The sequence below is a fragment of the Maribellus mangrovi genome (genome assembly GCF_037646455.1).
In the GTDB taxonomy this organism is placed as follows: Bacteria; Bacteroidota; Bacteroidia; order Bacteroidales; family Prolixibacteraceae; genus Draconibacterium; species Draconibacterium mangrovi_A.
Genome location: NZ_JBBIXN010000001.1, coordinates 553,505 through 574,478, shown reverse-complemented (window position 1 = coordinate 574,478; position 20,974 = coordinate 553,505). Strand labels below are relative to the sequence as shown.

At 41.4% G+C, this 20,974-nt stretch carries 16 protein-coding genes; 10 read left to right on the top strand and 6 right to left on the bottom strand.

Translation table 11 applies throughout. From position 1 onward, the window contains the following. Positions 1 to 37 precede the first annotated feature (37 nt). From rpoC to WFY05_RS02070, 6 genes are all read left to right on the top strand, one after another. Positions 38 to 4,303 (top strand): DNA-directed RNA polymerase subunit beta', encoded by a 4,266-nt coding sequence (gene rpoC / locus WFY05_RS02095; RefSeq protein ID WP_340111065.1) that lies wholly within the window; start codon positions 38 to 40, stop codon positions 4,301 to 4,303. Positions 4,304 to 4,315: 12 nt separating this feature from the next. Continuing rightward, positions 4,316 to 4,642 (top strand): DUF3467 domain-containing protein, encoded by a 327-nt coding sequence (locus WFY05_RS02090; RefSeq protein WP_340111064.1) that lies wholly within the window; start codon positions 4,316 to 4,318, stop codon positions 4,640 to 4,642. Between the two features lie 271 nt (positions 4,643 to 4,913). Then, positions 4,914 to 6,641: a carbon starvation CstA family protein gene (locus WFY05_RS02085; RefSeq protein WP_340111063.1), complete on the top strand. Its 1,728-nt coding sequence runs from the start codon at positions 4,914 to 4,916 to the stop codon at positions 6,639 to 6,641. A 361-nt stretch (positions 6,642 to 7,002) separates the two neighbouring features. Next, complete coding sequence (locus tag WFY05_RS02080; protein WP_340111062.1) at positions 7,003 to 7,878, top strand: electron transfer flavoprotein subunit beta/FixA family protein; 876 nt, start codon at positions 7,003 to 7,005, stop codon at positions 7,876 to 7,878. 23 nt (positions 7,879 to 7,901) lie between these two features. Further along, positions 7,902 to 8,921, top strand: coding sequence for an electron transfer flavoprotein subunit alpha/FixB family protein (locus WFY05_RS02075; RefSeq protein WP_340111061.1), 1,020 nt, complete (start codon positions 7,902 to 7,904; stop codon positions 8,919 to 8,921). Positions 8,922 to 8,939: 18 nt separating this feature from the next. Continuing rightward, on the top strand, positions 8,940 to 10,652 hold the full coding sequence (locus WFY05_RS02070; protein ID WP_340111060.1) for an acyl-CoA dehydrogenase family protein: 1,713 nt from the start codon (positions 8,940 to 8,942) through the stop codon (positions 10,650 to 10,652). A gap of 63 nt (positions 10,653 to 10,715) precedes the next feature. Here WFY05_RS02070 and WFY05_RS02065 read toward each other — a convergent pair whose 3' ends face one another. Together WFY05_RS02065 and WFY05_RS02060 are read right to left on the bottom strand one after the other, a co-directional pair. Continuing rightward, on the bottom strand, positions 10,716 to 11,708 hold the full coding sequence (locus tag WFY05_RS02065) for an SMP-30/gluconolactonase/LRE family protein (protein WP_340111059.1): 993 nt from the start codon (positions 11,706 to 11,708) through the stop codon (positions 10,716 to 10,718). A 116-nt stretch (positions 11,709 to 11,824) separates the two neighbouring features. Beyond that, entirely contained in the window at positions 11,825 to 13,456 is a 1,632-nt protein-coding gene (locus WFY05_RS02060; protein ID WP_340111058.1) for a hybrid sensor histidine kinase/response regulator transcription factor, read from the bottom strand. A 181-nt stretch (positions 13,457 to 13,637) separates the two neighbouring features. Between WFY05_RS02060 and WFY05_RS02055 the strand changes: the two genes are divergently transcribed. Together WFY05_RS02055 and WFY05_RS02050 are read left to right on the top strand one after the other, a co-directional pair. Then, positions 13,638 to 14,009 carry a hypothetical protein gene (locus tag WFY05_RS02055; protein ID WP_340111057.1) on the top strand — a complete coding sequence of 124 codons (372 nt, stop codon included), beginning with the start codon at positions 13,638 to 13,640 and terminating at the stop codon, positions 14,007 to 14,009. 233 nt (positions 14,010 to 14,242) lie between these two features. Beyond that, positions 14,243 to 14,773 carry a hypothetical protein gene (locus tag WFY05_RS02050; RefSeq protein ID WP_340111056.1) on the top strand — a complete coding sequence of 177 codons (531 nt, stop codon included), beginning with the start codon at positions 14,243 to 14,245 and terminating at the stop codon, positions 14,771 to 14,773. A 42-nt stretch (positions 14,774 to 14,815) separates the two neighbouring features. Here WFY05_RS02050 and WFY05_RS02045 read toward each other — a convergent pair whose 3' ends face one another. Then, a complete protein-coding gene (locus WFY05_RS02045; RefSeq protein ID WP_340111055.1) occupies positions 14,816 to 15,562 on the bottom strand; it encodes an SDR family oxidoreductase in 747 nt (248 codons plus the stop codon). A 2-nt stretch (positions 15,563 to 15,564) separates the two neighbouring features. Beyond that, positions 15,565 to 15,984: a DUF3788 family protein gene (locus WFY05_RS02040; RefSeq protein WP_340111054.1), complete on the bottom strand. Its 420-nt coding sequence runs from the start codon at positions 15,982 to 15,984 to the stop codon at positions 15,565 to 15,567. A gap of 447 nt (positions 15,985 to 16,431) precedes the next feature. On the opposite strand from WFY05_RS02040, the gene asnB reads away from it, so the two are divergent. Further along, positions 16,432 to 18,111 carry an asparagine synthase B gene (asnB, locus tag WFY05_RS02035; protein ID WP_340111053.1) on the top strand — a complete coding sequence of 560 codons (1,680 nt, stop codon included), beginning with the start codon at positions 16,432 to 16,434 and terminating at the stop codon, positions 18,109 to 18,111. 57 nt (positions 18,112 to 18,168) lie between these two features. On the opposite strand, the gene WFY05_RS02030 is transcribed toward asnB, so the two are convergent. Continuing rightward, on the bottom strand, positions 18,169 to 18,759 hold the full coding sequence (locus WFY05_RS02030; RefSeq protein WP_340111052.1) for a type 1 glutamine amidotransferase: 591 nt from the start codon (positions 18,757 to 18,759) through the stop codon (positions 18,169 to 18,171). 4 nt (positions 18,760 to 18,763) lie between these two features. Continuing rightward, positions 18,764 to 19,630 carry a patatin-like phospholipase family protein gene (locus tag WFY05_RS02025; RefSeq protein WP_340111051.1) on the bottom strand — a complete coding sequence of 289 codons (867 nt, stop codon included), beginning with the start codon at positions 19,628 to 19,630 and terminating at the stop codon, positions 18,764 to 18,766. 246 nt (positions 19,631 to 19,876) lie between these two features. On the opposite strand from WFY05_RS02025, the gene WFY05_RS02020 reads away from it, so the two are divergent. After that, a complete protein-coding gene (locus WFY05_RS02020; protein WP_340111050.1) occupies positions 19,877 to 20,971 on the top strand; it encodes a redoxin domain-containing protein in 1,095 nt (364 codons plus the stop codon). Positions 20,972 to 20,974: the final 3 nt, after the last annotated feature.

Sequence of the window (20,974 nt, the reverse complement as noted above, 5' to 3'; positions counted from 1 at the left end):
ATTTTTAGGTTCAGTTTAACAGATTTTAATTTGAATTATGGCATTCAGAAAAGATAATAAAGCAAAAACGAGTTTCTCAAAAGTATCTATCAGCCTTTCGTCTCCTGAAGAAATTCTGGAAAGGTCGTTTGGTGAAGTACTGAAACCGGAAACCATTAACTACAGAACGTATAAACCTGAACGTGACGGTTTGTTCTGTGAGCGTATTTTCGGACCTGTAAAAGATTACGAATGTCATTGTGGTAAATACAAACGAATCCGTTATAAAGGAATCGTTTGCGACCGCTGTGGTGTTGAGGTAACCGAAAAGAAAGTTCGTCGCGAAAGAATGGGCCACATTTCGTTGGTCGTTCCTGTAGCGCACATCTGGTATTTCCGCTCGTTACCAAACAAAATTGGTTACCTGCTTGGTTTGCCAACCAAAAAACTCGACTCGATTATTTACTACGAACGTTACGTAGTAATTCAGCCGGGTGTTAAAGCCGAAGATGGTGTAAAACAACTCGATTTCCTTACCGAGGAAGAATACCTGGATATTTTGGATTCGCTTCCAAAAGAAAACCAGTTCCTCGATGATGATGATCCAAACAAGTTTATCGCGAAGATGGGTGCTGAAGCACTCTTTGAAATTCTTTCCAAACTTGAACTGGATGAATTGTCTTACACCTTAAGGCATAAAGCAAATACAGAAACTTCGCAACAACGTAAAAACGAGGCGTTAAAACGTCTTCAGGTTGTTGAAGCGTTCAGGGCAAGTAAAAACCTGAACCGTCCGGAGTGGATGATCGTTCGCGTGGTTCCTGTAATTCCTCCCGATCTGCGTCCGTTAGTGCCGCTTGATGGTGGACGTTTTGCAACTTCCGACCTGAACGACCTTTACCGCAGAGTAATCATTCGTAACAATCGTTTGAAACGACTGATTGAAATTAAAGCTCCTGAGGTAATCCTTAGAAATGAGAAACGAATGTTGCAGGAAGCTGTGGATTCGTTATTCGATAATTCGCGTAAAGCAAACGCGGTTAAAACTGAAAACAACCGTGCTTTAAAATCACTGTCGGACAGTTTGAAAGGAAAACAAGGACGTTTCCGTCAAAACCTGTTGGGTAAACGTGTCGACTATTCAGCGCGTTCGGTGATTGTGGTTGGACCAAAACTTCAGATTCATGAATGTGGTCTGCCAAAAGATATGGCTGCCGAACTGTACAAGCCTTTTATTATCCGTAAGCTGATTGAAAGAGGTATTGTAAAAACAGTAAAGTCGGCCAAGAAGATTGTTGACAGAAAAGATCCGGTTGTTTGGGAAATCCTCGAAAACGTGTTGAAAGGACACCCGGTTCTGTTGAACAGGGCGCCCACGCTGCACCGTTTGTCTATTCAGGCTTTCCAGCCGGTATTGATCGAAGGAAAAGCAATTCAGTTGCACCCGCTTGTATGTACCGGTTTTAACGCTGACTTCGACGGTGACCAGATGGCGGTTCACCTTCCTTTAGGAAATGCTGCAATTCTGGAAGCTCAGCTTTTGATGCTGGCATCGCACAACCTGCTTAACCCTGCTAACGGAGCACCTATTCAGGTACCATCGCAGGATATGGTTCTTGGTCTGTACTACATGACCAAACCACGTAAAGGAGGTCGCGGCGAAGGAATGACCTTCTATTCGGCAGAAGAGGTAGCAATTGCATATGCAGAAAAAGCGATTGACCTGCACGCCATCATAAAAGTTAAAGTTGAAGACGTTGACGAAAATGGTGAATATTTCAATCACATCATTGAAACTACTGTTGGACGGGTACTGTTCAACGAGTTTGTTCCACGTCAGGCCGGATACGTTAACCAGTTGCTGACCAAGAAATCGCTGAGAACCATTATTACCGATGTATTCAATAAGAGTGGTAATGCGGTTACAGTGAAATTCCTCGACGACATTAAGAACCTAGGTTACAATATGGCGTATCGCGGTGGATTGTCTTTCAATCTTGGCGACGTTATTATTCCTGAAGATAAAGAGGGAATTGTTACCGATGGTTATTCTGAGGTTGAAGAGGTGATCAACAACTATAACATGGGATTCATTACCAACAATGAACGTTACAACCAGGTTATTGATATCTGGACACATGCTAACGCTAAGTTGACACAATCGGTAATGAAAACTCTGAGTACCGACCGCCAGGGATTCAACTCAATTTATATGATGCTTGACTCCGGAGCTCGTGGATCTAAAGAACAGATTCGTCAGCTTTGCGGTATGAGGGGATTGATGGCAAAACCACAAAAATCAGGATCGACAGGTTCACAGATTATTGAGAACCCGATTTTGGCCAACTTTAAAGAGGGACTGTCGGTACTCGAGTACTTTATCTCGACCCACGGTGCTCGTAAAGGTTTGGCGGATACCGCGCTGAAAACTGCGGATGCTGGTTACCTGACCCGTCGTTTGGTAGACGTTGCACAGGATGTTATCATTTCTGAGGACGACTGCGGAACACTGCGTGGATTGGTTGCCGCCGATGTTAAAAACAACGAAGAAGTAGTGGCTACCTTATTTGAAAGAATTATTGGTAGAACTACAGTTCACGATATTTACCACCCGCTGAATGGTAATCTGATTATTAAATCGGGTGATGAAATTAGCGAGGAGATTGCGAAAGTCATCGAAGATTCACCAATTGAAACCGTTGAGATTCGTTCGGTATTGACCTGCGAATCGAAAGTTGGTGTTTGTGCCAAATGTTACGGTAGAAACCTTGCCACCGGTAAGAAAGTTCAGAAAGGAGAAGCTGTTGGTGTTATCGCTGCTCAGTCTATTGGTGAGCCGGGTACACAGCTTACACTTCGTACCTTCCACGTAGGTGGTATTGCAGGTAACATCTCGGCACAGTCAACTGTTGAATCGAAATACGATGGTTACTGCGAAATTGAAGAACTACGCTCAGTAGAATATAAGGATAAAGAAGGAGAAGATCGTGAAGTCGTAGTAAGTCGATTGGCTGAATTAAAGATCATCGATAAAAACACCAATATTCCACTGTCGACACACCCACTGCCATACGGTTCAAAACTGTATGTTAAGAATGGTCAGGAAATTCGCAAAGGAACTTTGATTTGTGAATGGGACCCATTTAATGGTGTAATTATTACCGAATTTGATGGTAAGATCGAGTTTGAAAACCTGATTGACGGTATTACCTACCGGGAAGAATCGGATGAACAAACCGGTTATAGCGAGAAGGTAATTATTGAAACCAAGGATAAGACCAAGAACCCGACCTTGAAGATTATGGATAAGAAGGGAGAAATGATCCGTTCTTATAACCTTCCGGTGGGTGGTCATATCGCTGTTTCAGAAGGCGATCAGGTGAAAGCCGGTACCATTCTGGTTAAAATCCCTCGTGCTGCCGGTAAAGCAGGCGATATCACGGGTGGTCTTCCGCGTGTTACCGAGTTATTCGAAGCTCGTAACCCATCTAACCCGGCTGTTGTATCTGAGGTGGATGGTGAAGTTTCACTGGGTAAAATTAAACGTGGTAACCGCGAGATTATCGTTACAACGAAAACTGACGATGTTAAGAAATACCTCGTACCCCTTTCAAAACAGATATTGGTACAGGAGAACGATTACATCAGAGCCGGTACAGGACTATCTGACGGTGCTACTACACCTTCTGATATTCTGGCCATTAAAGGACCTACTGCCGTTCAGGAATATATTTTGAACGAGGTGCAGGATGTTTACCGCATGCAGGGTGTAAAAATTAACGATAAACACTTCGAAGTTATCATCCGTCAAATGATGCGTAAAGTGGAAATCGTAGATCCGGGTGATACCCGTTTCCTTGAAAAGCAAGTGGTGGACAAAAACGAGTTCTCTTCAGAAAACGATTGGATTTACGGTAAGAAAGTAGTTGTAGACCCGGGTGACGCCGAAGGGCTGAAATCAGGTCAGATCATTTCTGCAAGACGAATGAGAGATGAAAACTCACAGTTGAGAAGAAAGGATAAGAAACTGGTAGAATCGCGTGAGGCAATTCCAGCAACATCGAGCCAGATTCTTCAGGGAATTACAAAGGCTGCGCTGCAAACACGAAGCTGGTTGTCGGCTGCATCTTTCCAGGAAACCACTAAAGTTCTTAACGAAGCCGCTATCAATGGTAAGATGGATTACCTCGACGGTTTGAAAGAGAATGTAATTTGTGGACACCTGATCCCGGCCGGTACAGGATTGAAAGAATACAAAAACCTGGTTGTAGGTTCGAAAGAAGAATACGACAGGTTGGTTGATATGAGATCATCGAATAGTTAAAGATAGAACGCAATGGAAGATAAAAAGCAAAAGTCGCAACAGATAAATATTGAATTGAACGAGGAAGTAGCCCAGGGAGTTTATTCCAATCTGGCCGTTATCACTCACTCCAGTTCTGAGTTTGTAGTGGATTTTGTCCGGATAATGCCCGGTGTTCCAAAGGCGAATGTAAAATCCAGAATTATTCTTACACCGGAACATGCGAAACGTTTGTTGATGGCTTTGCAGGATAATATTTCGAAATATGAAGCACTGCATGGTTCTATTAAAAACGTAAAACCGGGTTCCGATCCAAATTTGCCTCCAATGAATTTTGGCGGGCCAACTGCTCAGGCGTAATATCAAAACGATAATATGCAAAAGGGAATCAATAAATTGGTTCCCTTTTTGTTTGCTGATTTTTTAGCCAAAAAGAAAGCCGATTTCATAAATAAACCGGCTTATCTTTAATTTGGTTAGATTTGGTTAAAAAACCACTTCGAAGATAGCAAATATATTTCAACACACAATTCACTGTTGAAACGTGCAGCTCTCAGGTTTCTCATTAAATTTTATATCTCTATATTTATAAGAAGTTTAGAAACTGATTGTATAACTGACTATCCGGCTTATGAATAGTCTGGCGCTCGTCATATTTGCTTTTATTGGTTATTTAGTTGCCTATCACACTTACGGCAGGTTTCTTGGAAGTAAGCTTTTCAAACTTTCGGATAAACGAAAAATGCCTGCCAATGAATTCAATGACGGCGTGGATTTTGTTCCTTCAAAAAAGAACATCATATTCGGTCATCATTTTACTACTATTGCCGGTTTAGGTCCAATTGTCGGACCGGCAATCGGAATTATCTGGGGTTGGTTACCGGCGTTTTTATGGGTGTTCTTTGGTGCTATTTTTATGGGTGGCGTCCACGATTTCTCAACCATGATCATTTCCGGAAGAAACAAAGGGAAAACCATTGGAGACCTTACAGGTGACCTTATTAGTCCGGGAACTCGTTATGTATTTCAGTTTATCATGCAACTGTTGCTTCTTATAGTTCTGGCGGTGTTTGCCATGATCGTTGGGGTACTGTTCGAAAAATACCCCGAATCGATTTTTCCGGTTTGGATAGAAGTGCCCATTGCAATCTGGCTGGGCTACAACGTACGAAAGGGGAGAAGCGACCTTTTGTATTCGATAATTGCAGTGATCCTCCTTTATTTATCCATTCACATCAGTGTATATTATTTACCGCCCATTAAAGTGCCTCCCATCATGGGATCGGGTGTGGTGACCTGGGCACTGATACTTTACGTTTATGCTTTCTTTGCATCGACTATCCCAGTGCAAAAATTATTGCAGCCACGAGATTACATCAATTCGCACCAACTTTTAATAGCGATTGCTTTGCTGCTTTTGGGATTGATCGTCGCTCATCCCGAGATCAGCGCTCCGTCGGTGAATCATAAAGCTTTTCATAGTGAGAACGTACCTGCATTGATGCCGCTCTTATTTATTACGATTGCCTGCGGTGCCATTTCCGGCTTTCACTCGCTGGCCAGCACGGGTACTACCATTAAACAAGTCGATAAAGAGAGCCACACTTTGTTTATCGGCTACGGAAGTATGCTCACCGAGGGTTTCCTGGCGGTATTGGTCATTATGGCAGTGGCTGGCGGTTTAGGGATGGGAATGGAAAACGAAGGTATTTTGCTTACCGGCTCAGATGCCTTTTATACCCATTACTCGTCGTGGGCCAGTGCCTCGGGACTGGCAGCCAAATTGGACGCTTTTATTATTGGAAGTGCCAATCTGCTCGACAGTTATGGAATACCCAAAGATTTCGGTGCGGCAGTAATTGCAGTATTTATTGTAAGTTTTGCCAATACAACACTCGATTCATCCGCGCGTATTCAACGCCTGTCACTGCAAGAGATTTTTAAAGACAGATCGGGGAAAGTAATGAAGCCTTTTGATAACCGCTACTTCGCAACTTCTGTGGTTATTCTCATGGCCATTGTGCTTACTTTTCTTCAACCCGGAGCTCAGGGAGCACTTTTATTATGGCCATTATTCGGAGCCTTGAACCAGCTGGTGGCTGCATTGGCACTTGGTATTGTTGTGCTTTATTTGTTGATGAAGAAACAAAATCCGCTCTTTGCACTTATTCCAATGCTTTTTGTTTTGATCATGACGGTGTGGGCGATGTTTAACAATCTCATCATTTTTATACAGGACAAAAATTACACGCTGATAGTACTTTCTGTATTGATAATTGTTCTTACGCTGTGGTTGCTGGTGAGTGGTTTAAGTGTAGTTATTTCGCGGCAAAAACAGAAAATAAGAAGTCTGGCCTGATATCTCCGCAAGCGAGACTTCTAAACATAAAATACATCCTTAGTGTGTGTATTCAATATTTGTTACTTAAATCAAGTATAAATTAGCTTTTAAACAGATCTCCTTGAGAATTTTGGAATTTATAGTTAGATTGTTTTAAAGCCTTGGTATTAGTGCGGTTGCCGACGTTGTTATTGTTATTTTAAAGCTGGTCACAATGAAATTAACAAACATTAATTATTGGCTTCTTTGTCGGGGCTTGGTTTCTTTTTGATCGATTTTTATATTTGCTTTTCCTTCAAAAAAATTGCCGGGAAAACCTTCTGTTTTCGTGGCTATAAGTTAGAAAGAGAATAAGAAATTAAACCAAAAAATATTGTCAATGAAGACTTATAACATTATTATTTTGGCCAAGCAGGTTCCCGATACCCGAAACGTTGGTAAAGACGCCATGAAGGCAGACGGGACAATCAACAGGGCAGCGTTGCCGGCCATTTTTAATCCTGAAGACCTGAATGCGCTTGAACAGGCTTTGCGCATTAAAGATAAATTTCCCGGGACAAGCGTTCGAATCCTGACCATGGGACCAGGACGTGCTGCTGATATTATCCGCGAAGGACTTTTCCGCGGAGCCGACGGCGGAATCCTATTAACTGACCGCGCTTTTGCCGGTTCGGATACACTGGCCACTTCGTACGCACTGGCACAAACTTTGAAAAAAATTGGTGATGTGGATATGATCATTGCTGGACGTCAGGCAATTGATGGCGATACTGCACAGGTAGGACCTCAGGTGGCTGATAAACTGGGATTACCCCAAATAACATACGTAGAAGAGGTGAAGGAGTTGAAAGACAGAACCATCACTGTTAAACGTCGTCTGGAAAATGGTGTGGAAACCGTAAAATGTAAGCTTCCGTTGGTTGTGACGATAAACGGATCGGCCCCCGATTGCAGGGCACGGAACGCTAAACGTTTGATGAAATACAAACACGCCAAAACCATTACCGAACTTCAGAAAGAGAATGTGGATTACACTCACATGTACAACGAACGTCCTGATCTGAATATCCCGGAATGGACAGTGAATGATATTGAAACCGATGCATCGCAGCTCGGACTAACCGGCTCGCCAACAAAAGTAAAAACCATTGAAAACGTTGTACTGAGTGCAAAAGATTCAAAGGTGATTACAGCTCAAGATGCCGATATCGAAGCCATGATGCTTGAATTAATTGAAAGTCACACTATTGGTTAATAACTCCTAAAAATCAGAAGAATATGAACAACGTAAGTGTTTATTGCGAAATAGAAGAAGGCCATGTGGTCGACGTAAGCCTGGAGTTGCTAACCAAAGGACGAACTCTGGCAGATGAATTAGGTTGTAAACTGGAGGCCATTGTAATTGGTCACGATCTGCAGGGAATTGAAAAGCAGATCTTCCGCTATGGTGTGGATTCAGTTTTTATTGCGGATGATAAAAGGCTTTATCCGTATCAAACCTTGCCGCATACTTCGGTCATCGTTAATTTGTTCAAAGAAGAAAAGCCGCAGGTAGCCCTGATGGGAGCCTCGTCAATCGGTCGCGATCTTGGCCCGCGTGTTTCTTCAGCATTGCATAGCGGATTAACTGCCGATTGCACCAGCCTGGTAATTGGCGATCATTACGATAAAAAACAGGATAAAAAGTACGATAAACTTCTTTATCAGATCCGACCTGCTTTTGGTGGAAACATCATTGCAACCATCATTAATCCTGATTGCCGTCCGCAGATGGCAACAGTTCGCGAAGGTGTGATGAGAAGGGAAGTACTCGATCCGAAATACAAAGGAAAAGTAGTCAATCTCGATGTAGCAAAATATGTGAGCGATGAGGATTTTGTGGTTGAGATCATCGAACGTCATGTTGAAAAAAGCAAGGTGAACATTAAGGGTGCACCAATCGTGGTTGCCGGTGGTTATGGCGTCGGTTCAAAAGAGAATTTCAACCTGCTTTACGAACTGGCTGAAGTACTTGGTGGAGAAGTTGGAGCATCACGTGCGGCAGTGGATGCCGGATATGCGATTCACGACCGCCAGATCGGACAAACCGGAGTTACCGTTCGCCCAAAACTGTACATTGCCTGCGGAATTTCCGGTCAGATTCAGCACCGTGCAGGAATGGAAGAATCGGCACAGATCATTGCGATCAATACCGATCCGGATGCTCCGATCAATACCATTGCCGATTATGTGATTACCGGCGATGTGGCAGAGGTAATCCCAAAAATGATCAAGTACTATAAAAAGAACACCAAGTAGAAATTAAACACCAATAAAATGGCAAATTATTATACCGACAATAGCGAACTTAAATTTCATTTGACGCACCCGTTAATGGAGAAAATTGTTCGCCTCAAAGAACGCGAATATTCATTTACAAAAGATTTCGATTTTGCCCCGATGGATTTTGAAGATGCGGTTGACAATTACGATCGCGTGTTGGAAGTGGTGGGTGATATATGTGGCAATATTGTTGCCGAAAATGCTGAAAGTATTGATGCCGAGGGACCACAGGTTGTTGATGGACATGTAATCTATGCCAGGGGAACTCAGGAAAACATTGATGCGCTGAATAAGGCCGGATTGATGGGAATGTCGCTTCCGTATAAATACGATGGATTGAATTTCCCGATCGTTCCTTACATCATGGCAGCTGATATTGTATCGCGCGCCGATGCAGGATTTGTAAACATTTGGGGTCTGCAGGATTGTGCCGAAACCATTAACGAGTTTGCTTCGGAAGAGCAGAAAGAAAAATATTTACCACGTGTATCGGGCGGTGATACCATGGCCATGGACCTTACCGAGCCGGATGCGGGTTCCGATTTACAGGCAGTACAGCTGAAAGCCACCTGGAACGAAGAGAAACAAACCTGGTACCTGAATGGCGTTAAACGTTTTATTACCAACGGCGATGGCGAAATTTCACTGGTACTCGCACGTTCCGAGCCAGGAACAAAAGACGGACGCGGACTGTCGATGTTTATTTACGACAAGCTTAGCGGCGGTGTAACCGTTCGTCGTATCGAACACAAAATGGGAATCATCGGTTCGCCAACCTGCGAACTGGTATTCAAGGATGCTCCGGCTGAGTTGGTAGGATCGCGAAAAATGGGACTGATTAAATATGTAATGGCGCTTATGAATGGCGCCCGTTTGGGAATCGCTGCGCAATCAGTGGGTGTTAGCGAAGCAGCTTACCGCGAAGCTATGGCTTATGCCAAGGAGCGTATGCAGTTCGGGAAAGCAATCGTGCGTTTCCCTGCCGTTTACGAAATGCTGTCAATGATGAAAGCCAAACTCGATGCCTCGAGAACTTTGCTGTACGAAACATCCCGTTTTGTAGATATGTACAAAACGTACATGCACATTTCAGAAGAGCGCAAACTGGAAAGGGAAGAGCGGGATGAGATGAAAAAATACCAGCGTTTGGCCGATATTTTTACGCCGCTGGTAAAAGGTATGGCGAGCGAATACAGTAACCAGTTAGCTTACGATGCAGTTCAGATTCACGGCGGTTCAGGATTTATGAAAGACTACCCGGTTGAACGAATTTATCGCGACGCGCGAATTACTTCTATTTACGAAGGTACAACGCAGCTGCAGGTAGTTGCCGCCATCCGTGGAGTAACTACCAACGCCTACCTGAACCAGATTCGTACTTACGAAGCCGAACGTGTGTCGCCAAAACTGGAATACATGAAACGTTCACTTATTATTCTTACCGACGATTACGAAAGGGCAGTTAAAAAAGTGGTTTCAACCGACGATAATGAGTTTATCGATTTCCATGCCCGCCGTTTGGTAGAAATGGCCGGTCATATTATTATGAGTTACCTGTTGCTGTTGGATACCAACCGCGATGAACGATTTCTGAAATCGGCACAGAATTACCTGACTTTTGCAAAAGGACAGATAAAAGCGCACGCCGAATTTATTCGTTCTTCTGATTTGGCAGATTTAAGCAATTACAAGTTCGAAGTTTCTTAGTATACACAAATGAAACAAGCATTAGCTGATAAGATATGAAAGCCACCTAAATAGGTGGCTTTTTTATTTACTGACACCCACTACTTCGAACTGTACTTCAGGATAAATGCCTCCAGGAGGAGCCAGGTCGAAATGGGCATTCACGGCATAGATCCGATTCCCAAATTCTGCAATGGTAGTTGGAATACCGAAATCAGAACAGGTTATCGTTTTAATTTGTGAGCCGGTTTCAAGATCATCATCCAATTCAATTACAGCCACCTGATTTGGAAGATTCTGAACAACGTACAAGGTTTTTCCATCTAATAAAATACCATCGGCAAAAGGAAGAAGTAATCCGCCCAAATCAATGAGTACAGTTTCGCCCGTTACCGGATCAACACGATATATCTCGCCGCGATCGGTGCTGGCCAGAATTAGATATTTTCCATTAGGAGTTGCATCAATTCCGTTAGATAAAACTCCCAGATGCGGGATCATTGGATTTGGAATCATACTAAAATCACCCGTCAGATTTAATTCAGTAAACTGTGCCGGCAAACAGAGTTCTCCGTTTTTCTGCAGGGGGACTTTATAAATCACGGGGGCAAGAGAACTGGTAAAGTATGCAGCTTCTGAAGTTACTACAACATCATTTATGAAGGCCGTACCGGGAACCGCAAAATTGAATCTTTCGAGTAGCTCACCTGTTTGCGAATTGTAAACAGAACCTGCTCCCATCATTCCGTTTGCAACAAACAAATATCCTTTTCTAATGTCGAAAGACAATCCACCGGCTTGCGTTGGATAGGATGGCAGAATAAAGACATCACCTTCACCTGTTTGGACATTTCCCTTGTAAATTTGTCCGGATACAGTGGATCCAACATAAAATTCATGTGAATTCCCGATAGCAATCCCTTCGGGTTGAAATCCATCAGGTAATTGAAGTATATCAGGGAAAACATTCAAGGAAGCTGATTTTAGATCGTCAGAATTCCTTTCAGCAGGAATTAGGTTTTCTTTGCCGCAACCCAAAAGGAAGACCATGGCTAAAAGCAATACTAAATTTTTCATTTTATATAATTTTTGGAGTTTAATTACTGGAATTTAGCACCATTAGATCTGAATGGCTTGGACGATTGTTTCAAAAACTTGTATTAAAGAATACACTGTGCAGTGGAGGTAAATAATTAAGACAGGTCCTTCCGGAATCGTGCCGGTGAGACGCCAAATTCTTTAGAAAATAACCTCGTGAAGTAAGCCGGATCTTTAAAGCCAACTTCATAAGCAATTTCGGAAATATTCAGGCTGGTATTTTGAATTTTTTGTTTAGCAACCGACAACCGATAATAATTGATAAAGCGCGAGGCAGACAAACCGGTTACAGCTTTAAGTTTTCTGAAAAGTTGCGAACGCGAAACGCCAAGTTGTTCCGATAATTTGGTAGGAGTGAAATTATCCTCGGCATAATATTGTTCCATTATCCTTTTTGTTTTTAACAGAAACATCTCTTCCGGGTCTGTCGTTTTTGCAATTTTAATTTTAGAAACAAGTGCCAGTGTTTTATACTTTGCTTTTAGCGTTTCACGTATTTCAATTAGTTTCTGTAAGCGTACTAAAAGTTCGCGGGACTCAAATGGTTTAGCCATGTATGCATCAGCACCTTTTTCATAGCCGGCGATCTGTGAAGCTTTATCCGTCTTTGCAGTAAGAAGTACAATGGGGATATGACTTGTTCTAAAATCTTTTTTAATGGTAGCACATACTTCATAACCATCCTTTCCGGGCATTAGAATATCTGAAATTATAATATCCGGTATATTTTCCAATGCCATTTCAATTCCCCGGTTGCCATTTTCAGCCCTAAATGTGAGGTAGTTTTTTTCGGTAATTGTTTTAATGTATGTAGCTACATCATCATTGTCTTCAATAATCAATAAATGAGGTATTTCCTTGGTTTCTTTGTCTTCATTTGCGTCCATGACAAACTCCTGTTGGTATTCAATATCCGAATTGTCCGTCGATATTGATTCTGAATAGTCAGTAATTTGTGCATTATTTGAGATCGGTAATAGCACTGTCAACTCAGTACCTTCTCCCGGGGTGCTGGAAATAAATATATTACCATCGAGCAGTTTAACTAATTCCTTTACCACAAGCAATCCAATTCCGGAACCTTCGTGTTGATTCATCGAACCTGATTGAACCTGATAAAAACGATTAAAGATGAGCGGCAGTTCTTCGTGATCAATTCCCGGACCATTGTCTCTTACCTTTATTTTTAAGAATTGCTGATTGTTGTTTTTGAGCTCAGACAAAGGAGAGTATCCGTAACTGGTCATCGACTCCTTCGTCGACAGATTTGATAAAGAGAAAATAATCAATCCGTCTTTTGGCGTGTATTTTAACGCATTTGATATTAGATTGCTAAGTATGGATTCCATTTTTTCAGGATCAAAATCCATATTCATTTCTTTTAATTTGTTTACAAATTGAAAACGAATATTTTTTTCGTTTGCCAGGTGAATGAACGGTTCAATTACGTTGTGAATAAATGGTATTACATCGTTTTGCACATAGTTAATTGTCATTGAGTTGGCTTCCAGTTTCGATAGATCAAGCATCTGGTTAACAAGTTGAAGCAAGCGATTCCCGTTCCGCCTGATTAGTGTTATATTCTTTTTTAATCTTGCTGGGTGTATTTTTAATGAGGGATTTGTTAATCCGAGAATTACTGTCAACGGTGTTCTGAATTCGTGGGTAATGTTAGTATAAAATTTAGTTTTGATATCATCAAGCTCTTTTAAATGATCAGCTTCCATTTTTTTTGCCCGAATATTTTGCTCCAGATAATTACTTAGGGTCAGGTATAATGTGACGGATATAACCAAAAAGTGAAGCATAAAAAGTATATGATTCAGCCTCGGGGTTAACTCAGGGTGTGGTACCAGAAATGGTTGTAGAAAAGCCTCGGTAATAACTGTAATTATATAAACAATAAAGATGTATTTAATTTGGTTAGGTGTAAGAACTGATAAAGAAATAAGGGCTCCGGCAAGGCCAACAAATACTATTCCTCCTGAATACAGGATTCCACCAAAAAATAAAGTTGCAGAAAATGAGAAAATGACGAAGAAATATTGGTTAATCAGAACAAAAATTTTGAATCGATTTGGATATATAAAAACGACGATCGCGATAAATATTTCGAACACAGTGAAAATCCAAAAGGCGCTTGCAAGGACGGACTTATTGGTCAACCAGAAAAGCAATCCAAATACGAACAAGCCAGGGATGCTGGTAATAAGTGCACGAAAAAAATTTGTTTTAGCTGCAAGCTTGTCCGCTGAATCTCCGGGAAGAGAAAACTTTTGATCAATCAGACGTTCAAATTCTGCTATTTTGTTTTTGAAGTGCAAGGTATTACTGAATTGTACTGGATGTAATTGTTTTTTCAATACAATTTACAAATTTAAAAGCCCGCATTCAATATAATGAGGTGATTATCAGTAGTCATCAGTCAGATCGATAATGATTTAAGGGGAGAGGATTTATGAAGTATCTTGAAATTTTTATTTTTGTATACTACTAATAATAACATAACAAACATGAAACTAAAACTTGAGAATTTATTTATTGCCCTGTTACTTTTTGGAAATCTTACTGTGACAGCGCAAGAGGATCTGGTGGAAAATGTGTACCGATTCGATACTGGTAAAGGGAACAGGTTAAAACTCGAATTTGCGATCGCAATAATCAATCTTATTGAACAAAATAATCCAGAAGAAGTGCAAAAATATTTTACTGAAGATTATAAATATAACGAAGCTGATCTAAAGAAGAATTGTAAAATGATTTCCGATTTTTCTCCATATCAGGAATTTCTTTATCCTGCAAGTATAGTAAAAGAGAGTAAAAATGAATTGTGGTATGAACGCTCATATTATAAAATGGTGGCAAACAAGCGGAAATATTATTTTCAGATACATGTTGAATTGTCAAAGGACGATGAACAAAAAATAACTTCATTGAAGTTCAGGAAAGACAAAGATATTGTTAACAGGGAACAGGAATTCAAAGATGATCGGAAACCTGGGATGCCACCTCCTCCGCCAGCAATACCCGGTAAATTGAAGTAGAAGAAAAACCACTATTCATGCTTTAAAGTCAAAAGTTGCTTTTTACACATAAATCATCTTAGTAGTCATCCCTCCGTCGATCACAAAATTCTGTCCGGTAATAAAGTCGTTTTCATCGGCCAGTAAAAACAGGACCATGTTGGCAATGTCCTGTGATTTTCCAACACGGCCTGCGGGATGCTGAGCATGGTCTTCAGGACGGAATTTATATTGTTTTGCTACTGCATTCTTTTTTGCTGCTGATACGTCGATCCAGCCCGGACTGATGCTGTTTACTTTTATCTTGGGACCAAGACTGGCTGCCAAAGCATGCGTAAGTGCATAAATACCGCCCTTGCTGGCCGAATAAGCTTCGGTATGGGGTTGCGACTGGAATGCCCGTGTTGAAGCCATATTTATAATTCTGCCTTTTGACTTTTTTAGATGAGTAGCAGCGTATTTAGCACATAAAAATGCACCGGTAAGATTAGTCCCGATAACCTTATTCCAATCCTCAAGCGAAAGTTCCATAATGGATTTGTTGTTTGAAATCGCTGCATTATTGACCAGCCCGTAAATATTTCTAAAACGTTTAATTACCTGCTCAATTGCCTTTTTTACGGCTTGTTCATCCGAAACATCAACCCGGTAGACCGCAACAATGTCATCCGGGATTTCCTGCCTGAACTCGCTAATGGCTTCTTCATCGATTTCGAAAACCGTTACATCATAACCTTTTTCCAGTAAGTGCAACACCATGGTTTTACCAATTCCCTGTGTGCCGCCGGTAACAATAATATTTTTCTTCATAATTAATTGGCAATTTTTACTTCTATTAGCTTTTTTATGTCTTCCACCATTTTGTCGTCATAAATATCCAGGCGAATGACTCTTCCTTCAGCATAAACCCGTGAATTCAAAAGTTCTTTTTTTATAGCATCTGCAATATCCGTTACGATAATCTGGTCGGTGGCTTTTTGTCCAAAAACCATTGTCAGGCGAAAATGTCCCTTTTGAGGAGAGAGGTAAACGATGGCCCTTCGTTTATCCTTTATGCGAAAACTCCAGCCGTATCTTTTTACCGAAACATGCCACTCTTCAATGGCTTTCGGATATTTCTCAACAGCAAAATCGCGAATCTTCATCCATACCGGGAATAGGGATCCAAGGGGTGTTTTTAAATCGCTGAAATCGGGTTTTTTATCGAGATCGGTGAAGTAGCTGGATTCCATTTTTTGACTATTATATTCGTTGTTTGCTACAAGAATGAAGCCTGATAAAGTTACCGAAATTTTATTATTGGCTAATAATCAAACAATAATCAAATTTTCGCTGTGACATTTTGCTACAAAATGTGCCTAAAACGGCTGAAAATACGATTTATGGAGAAGGCCCTTAATTTTATACCCCGAGGTTTATATTAACCTTAATCTGATCATATTGACAAATATATTTGGGGGTGTATACGAAAAAAAGACTAATAATCAATTCATACCCATGCAAGGGGAGGGGGCAGTTTTGAATGTTGGTATATTAAAATGATGACATATTGCAGGTTTATGTTTTAAAATGCGAGCTAAATGTTAATCTATTGAGAAAAATGTCAGATATTGTTTTGTTGTTTTGACAAAGTGATTATTTTTGCTTCCACTTAATAACAGACAAAAAACAAAACAGATATGTGTGGAATTGTAGGTGTATTTGACTTAAAGATTAAATCGGAAGATTTGAGGCCGCAGGTTCTGAAGATGTCACGAAAACTGCGTCATCGTGGTCCCGATTGGTCGGGGATTTATTGTGGAGAAAAAGCGATTATTGCGCATGAACGACTCTCGATCGTCGATCCTGAATCGGGGGGCCAACCGTTATACAGTAAAGACCGGAAACTGATTTTAGGTGTAAATGGTGAAATATATAACCACCAGGAGATTCGAAAACAATACGATGGGAAATATGAATTTATGACCGGTTCGGATTGTGAAGTGATCCTGGCTTTATACCGCGATAAAAAGGAAAAATTTCTGGACGACATGAACGGGATTTTTGCTTTTGCACTTTACGATGAGGAGGATGATGCATATCTGATTGGACGAGATCATATCGGAATTATTCCACTCTACCAGGGATGGGACAAGTATGGAAACTATTATGTCGCATCGGAATTAAAGGCACTTGAACGATATTGTTTCAAAATTGAAGAATTCCCTCCCGGACATTATTTATACAGCAAAGAAGGTGAAATTAAGCGCTGGTATGTGCGTGAATGGACTGAATTTGATGCTGTAAAAGATAATCCGGCTGATATTGATGAATTGGCGAAATCTCTTGAAGATGCAGTTCATCGTCAGTTAATGTCGGATGTTCCTTATGGAGTGCTGCTTTCAGGCGGACTGGATTCGTCAATAACCTCAGCTCTGGCCAAAAAGTATTCGGGAAAACGTGTTGAGTCGGGTGGCGAGAAAGATGCCTGGTGGCCACAATTGCACTCATTTGTAATTGGTTTGGAAGGATCGCCCGATCTGGCTGCAGCTCGAAAAGTCGCCGATCATATTGGTACCGTTCATCACGAGATCCACTATACCATTCAGGAAGGACTGGATGCGATTAAGGATGTAATTTATCACATTGAAACTTACGATGTTACTACTGTCCGTGCGTCAACGCCCATGTACATGCTATCAAGGGTAATCAAGTCGATGGGTATAAAAATGGTACTGACAGGCGAAGGTGCCGACGAGATTTTTGGCGGTTATCTGTATTTCCATAAAGCGCCAAATGCACAGGCATTTCACGAAGAGAGCGTGCGTAAAGTAAGCCGACTGAACATGTACGACTGTTTACGTGCCAACAAATCGCTGGCATCGTGGGGAGTTGAAGGTAGAGTTCCTTTCCTGGATAAAGAGTTTGTTGATGTGGCCATGCGGTTTAATCCGGAAGCAAAAATGGCTAAGGATGGAAAAATGGAAAAACACTGTTTGCGCGAAGCATTTGCCAAATACCTGCCCGATGAGGTGGCCTGGCGTCAGAAAGAACAATTCTCTGACGGTGTTGGGTACGGCTGGATCGATACTTTGAAAAGCATTGCCAAAGAAAAAGTGAGCGATGAGATGATGGAGAATGCGAAATTCCGCTTCCCGGTGAATACACCAATGAGCAAAGAAGAGTACTTGTACCGCGAAATTTACAGCGAACATTTTCCTTCTGATGCTGCTGCGGCTTGTGTTCCTTCGGAAGCATCGATTGCTTGTAGCACCGCTGCAGCACTCGAGTGGGATGAGGCTTTCAGAAACAATGCCGATCCGTCAGGAAGAGCGGTAAATACAGTTCACGAAAAAGGAGCCAGCTTTGCCGATAAATAAACGAAGCTATAGTTGAGAAATTTATATCAATCAATTCATCAGGAAACCACTCGTTTTTTAACGGGTGGTTTTTTTATGGGATCGATCGCAGCAGATCATTACAAAATTCTGAATTAACTCGTGATTATAATATTCTGGGTGAAACTGGCAGGTATAAAGCGGTTTATCCTTGTGTTTCATCATCTGGTTTTTACAAGTTGATGAGGTAGCAAGCAATTCAAAATCATGAGGCAGGGTAATGGAATCGTTGTGCATTTGTTTTACGGTCATCGTATTTGGGAGGTCATTAAAAATTGGGTCCGGTTTGATGATGGAAATCTCAAAATCTCCCGATTCAGGTTCACGGTTGCGCAACAATTCGGAACCATACAAATGGCCCGTGACGTGATGGCCGGCACAAATTCCCAACACAGGTTTTTTATAGTCAATAATCCACCGAAAAAAAGGTGCATGATGTTCCACAATTTCATCGCCCTGCGGTGATCCGCTCAGAATAATTCCGTCGAATACCTTTAAATCCGTAGTTGGGCAATCGGCATAGTTAATGCATTCGGTATCAACATTGGCTGTTTTTACAATTTCTATTAAAGCATTTGCAAATTTGCGAATATCAGGTTCGGCATTATTTACGATAAGTAGTCTTGTCATCTCATCAGTCTTGATTATCGAGCACTTTTCGGGCAGCTAATCTTCCGGTTTCAATTACTTCTTTAGCTTTATAAAAATCGTAGGTGCCACAAATGTCGCGCGACGTTTCGATTAAAATATCCGGATTACCGTTCTCGATGGTCATTTGAGCCAGGCGAAGCATTCCGGTTGTTAAAGTATTGTCGATCAACGAAAGAAATCCCAGTTTGTGTTCTTTCTCTTTTGAACCGTTCAGGAAATCGGCAAAGGTATTTAGCCACTTTTTATATTTCGATTCTTTTTCCTCCTCTTCCTCTTTGTTCAGTTCAGGTTTCAGCACCGGAATATTCGCGTTAACGTGCACCACAACCAGTTTGTCGCCTTTGTTGCGCTCAACATGTGATATCGGAACATTATTCATAACTCCGCCGTCAACTAAAACGGCACCATCTTTCTTTACCGGGGTAAAAACAGTTGGAATAGCAATCGACGCACGGATGGCATCATACAGACTGCCACTGGTAAAAACCACTTCGCGGTGTTTAATGATATCAACTGCTGTGGCTGAATAAGGAAACGGCAGCTCTTCAATGTTAACGTCGGGTATAAATTTTTTCATTGCGTTCAGTACCTTATCACCTTTTACTAATCCTCCTGCACCCAGCGTAAAATCTACCAGTTTAAAAATTTCGAAATGATCGAGTGAGCATATCCAATCTTTGAATTCGTTAAGTTTTCCCTGGGCATAAACACCACCAACCAGTGCACCCATCGAAGTGCCGGCTATCGAGCTTATTTTATAATCGTGTTTTTCAAGTTCTTCTATTGCTCCAATGTGGGCCAATCCGCGGGCACCACCACCAGAGAGAACTAAAGCTATTTTCTGGCCCATTTATTTCGGTTTTGTTTTCAGTAAAAATACAAAGTTTAGCATTTTTAGTTCATCTTCTTTGGAATCAATCTGAATACTGCACTTAGTAATTTTTGTAAATGTTTGATTATCTTCGAGGCTTAATTATTTTGACAAAAGGAAGTTGAGTTGTGAAATGATCGCCGGGTCCCGAATCCAATTCAAAATTGACCAATAGATCATTGTGAAGGTTCAGCGTTATCAATGAAATCTTTAAATTGTAATGATATGAAAAAGTATTTTGTTCTGATTTTAGGTGTTGCGCTTTTTGCGTGTACACGACAGAGTGGGTTTAAAATTGACGTTAACCTCGAAGGTGCTGAAGGAAAAGTAGTTCTTGAAGAACGCAAAGACGGAGCATGGGTTGGTGTCGACACTGCCGATGTTGTTGATGGATCTGCAATACTGGAAGGTGAAGTTGAAGTGCCGGGTGCCTATTATTTATCGGTTTTAGGGCAGCGTGCTAAAGCACTTATTTTTGTAGAGAATGCAAAAATGTCGGTTAGCGGTAAAGCCGATTCAATAAGTTTTGCCGACGTACGTGGTTCGGTAGCTCACGATGAGTATGCTGAGTTAAGTGATAAATTGAAAAAAATAAGTGATGAGTACATGGCGCTTTACCAGCAGGCAAGAACTGCTGATGCTGAAGGCGATACCGCAAAATCAGCCGAATTAATGGCACAGGTTGAAGAAATGTATGAAAGTACAAATACGCTTCAGGAAGATTTTGTTAAAGAGCATCCGGCGTCTTATGTAACTCCGGTTATTTTGAATAACATTCAGTACGGAAAAGAAGCAGCCGAATTGGAAGAGATGGTAACTGCACTGGATCCAAAAATACAGGAAGTACCCAGCGTTGTTACTTTAAAAGAAAAAATTGAGAAACTTAAAAAAGTGGCTGTTGGACAGATCGCTCCTGATTTCACCCAGAATGACCCGGAAGGAAATCCGGTAAAATTTTCTGATGTGTATTCACAAAACGAATTGACACTTCTTGATTTCTGGGCATCGTGGTGCGGACCATGTCGTCGTGAAAATCCGAATGTAGTGGCCGTTTATGACGAGTTTCACGATAAAGGATTTACAGTGTTCGGTGTTTCGTTGGATCGCGATAAAGAAGCCTGGTTAAAAGGAATTGAAGACGATGGTCTGACATGGACTCAGGTTTCCGACCTGGCATACTGGAACAACGAGGTAGCACAAGCTTATGCAGTTAGCAGTATTCCTCACAGTATCCTGATTGGAAAAGACGGTACTATCATTGCCAAGAATAAACGTGGCGACGAGCTCCGTGAAGCAGTTCAGGAGTATTTGGCCAACTAATAA

Excerpts from the sequence above, each read along its gene's own strand:
- rpoC (WP_340111065.1), top strand. The coding sequence starts at position 38 with ATGGCATTCAGAAAAGATAATAAAGCAAAAACGAGTTTCTCAAAAGTA.
- WFY05_RS02090 (WP_340111064.1), top strand. The coding sequence starts at position 4,316 with ATGGAAGATAAAAAGCAAAAGTCGCAACAGATAAATATTGAATTGAAC.
- WFY05_RS02085 (WP_340111063.1), top strand. The coding sequence starts at position 4,914 with ATGAATAGTCTGGCGCTCGTCATATTTGCTTTTATTGGTTATTTAGTT.
- WFY05_RS02080 (WP_340111062.1), top strand. The coding sequence starts at position 7,003 with ATGAAGACTTATAACATTATTATTTTGGCCAAGCAGGTTCCCGATACC.
- WFY05_RS02075 (WP_340111061.1), top strand. The coding sequence starts at position 7,902 with ATGAACAACGTAAGTGTTTATTGCGAAATAGAAGAAGGCCATGTGGTC.
- WFY05_RS02070 (WP_340111060.1), top strand. The coding sequence starts at position 8,940 with ATGGCAAATTATTATACCGACAATAGCGAACTTAAATTTCATTTGACG.
- WFY05_RS02065 (WP_340111059.1), bottom strand. The coding sequence starts at position 11,708 with ATGAAAAATTTAGTATTGCTTTTAGCCATGGTCTTCCTTTTGGGTTGC.
- WFY05_RS02060 (WP_340111058.1), bottom strand. The coding sequence starts at position 13,456 with ATGGAAGCTGATCATTTAAAAGAGCTTGATGATATCAAAACTAAATTT.
- WFY05_RS02055 (WP_340111057.1), top strand. The coding sequence starts at position 13,638 with ATGTATTTAATTTGGTTAGGTGTAAGAACTGATAAAGAAATAAGGGCT.
- WFY05_RS02050 (WP_340111056.1), top strand. The coding sequence starts at position 14,243 with ATGAAACTAAAACTTGAGAATTTATTTATTGCCCTGTTACTTTTTGGA.
- WFY05_RS02045 (WP_340111055.1), bottom strand. The coding sequence starts at position 15,562 with ATGAAGAAAAATATTATTGTTACCGGCGGCACACAGGGAATTGGTAAA.
- WFY05_RS02040 (WP_340111054.1), bottom strand. The coding sequence starts at position 15,984 with ATGGAATCCAGCTACTTCACCGATCTCGATAAAAAACCCGATTTCAGC.
- asnB (WP_340111053.1), top strand. The coding sequence starts at position 16,432 with ATGTGTGGAATTGTAGGTGTATTTGACTTAAAGATTAAATCGGAAGAT.
- WFY05_RS02030 (WP_340111052.1), bottom strand. The coding sequence starts at position 18,759 with ATGACAAGACTACTTATCGTAAATAATGCCGAACCTGATATTCGCAAA.
- WFY05_RS02025 (WP_340111051.1), bottom strand. The coding sequence starts at position 19,630 with ATGGGCCAGAAAATAGCTTTAGTTCTCTCTGGTGGTGGTGCCCGCGGA.
- WFY05_RS02020 (WP_340111050.1), top strand. The coding sequence starts at position 19,877 with ATGAAAAAGTATTTTGTTCTGATTTTAGGTGTTGCGCTTTTTGCGTGT.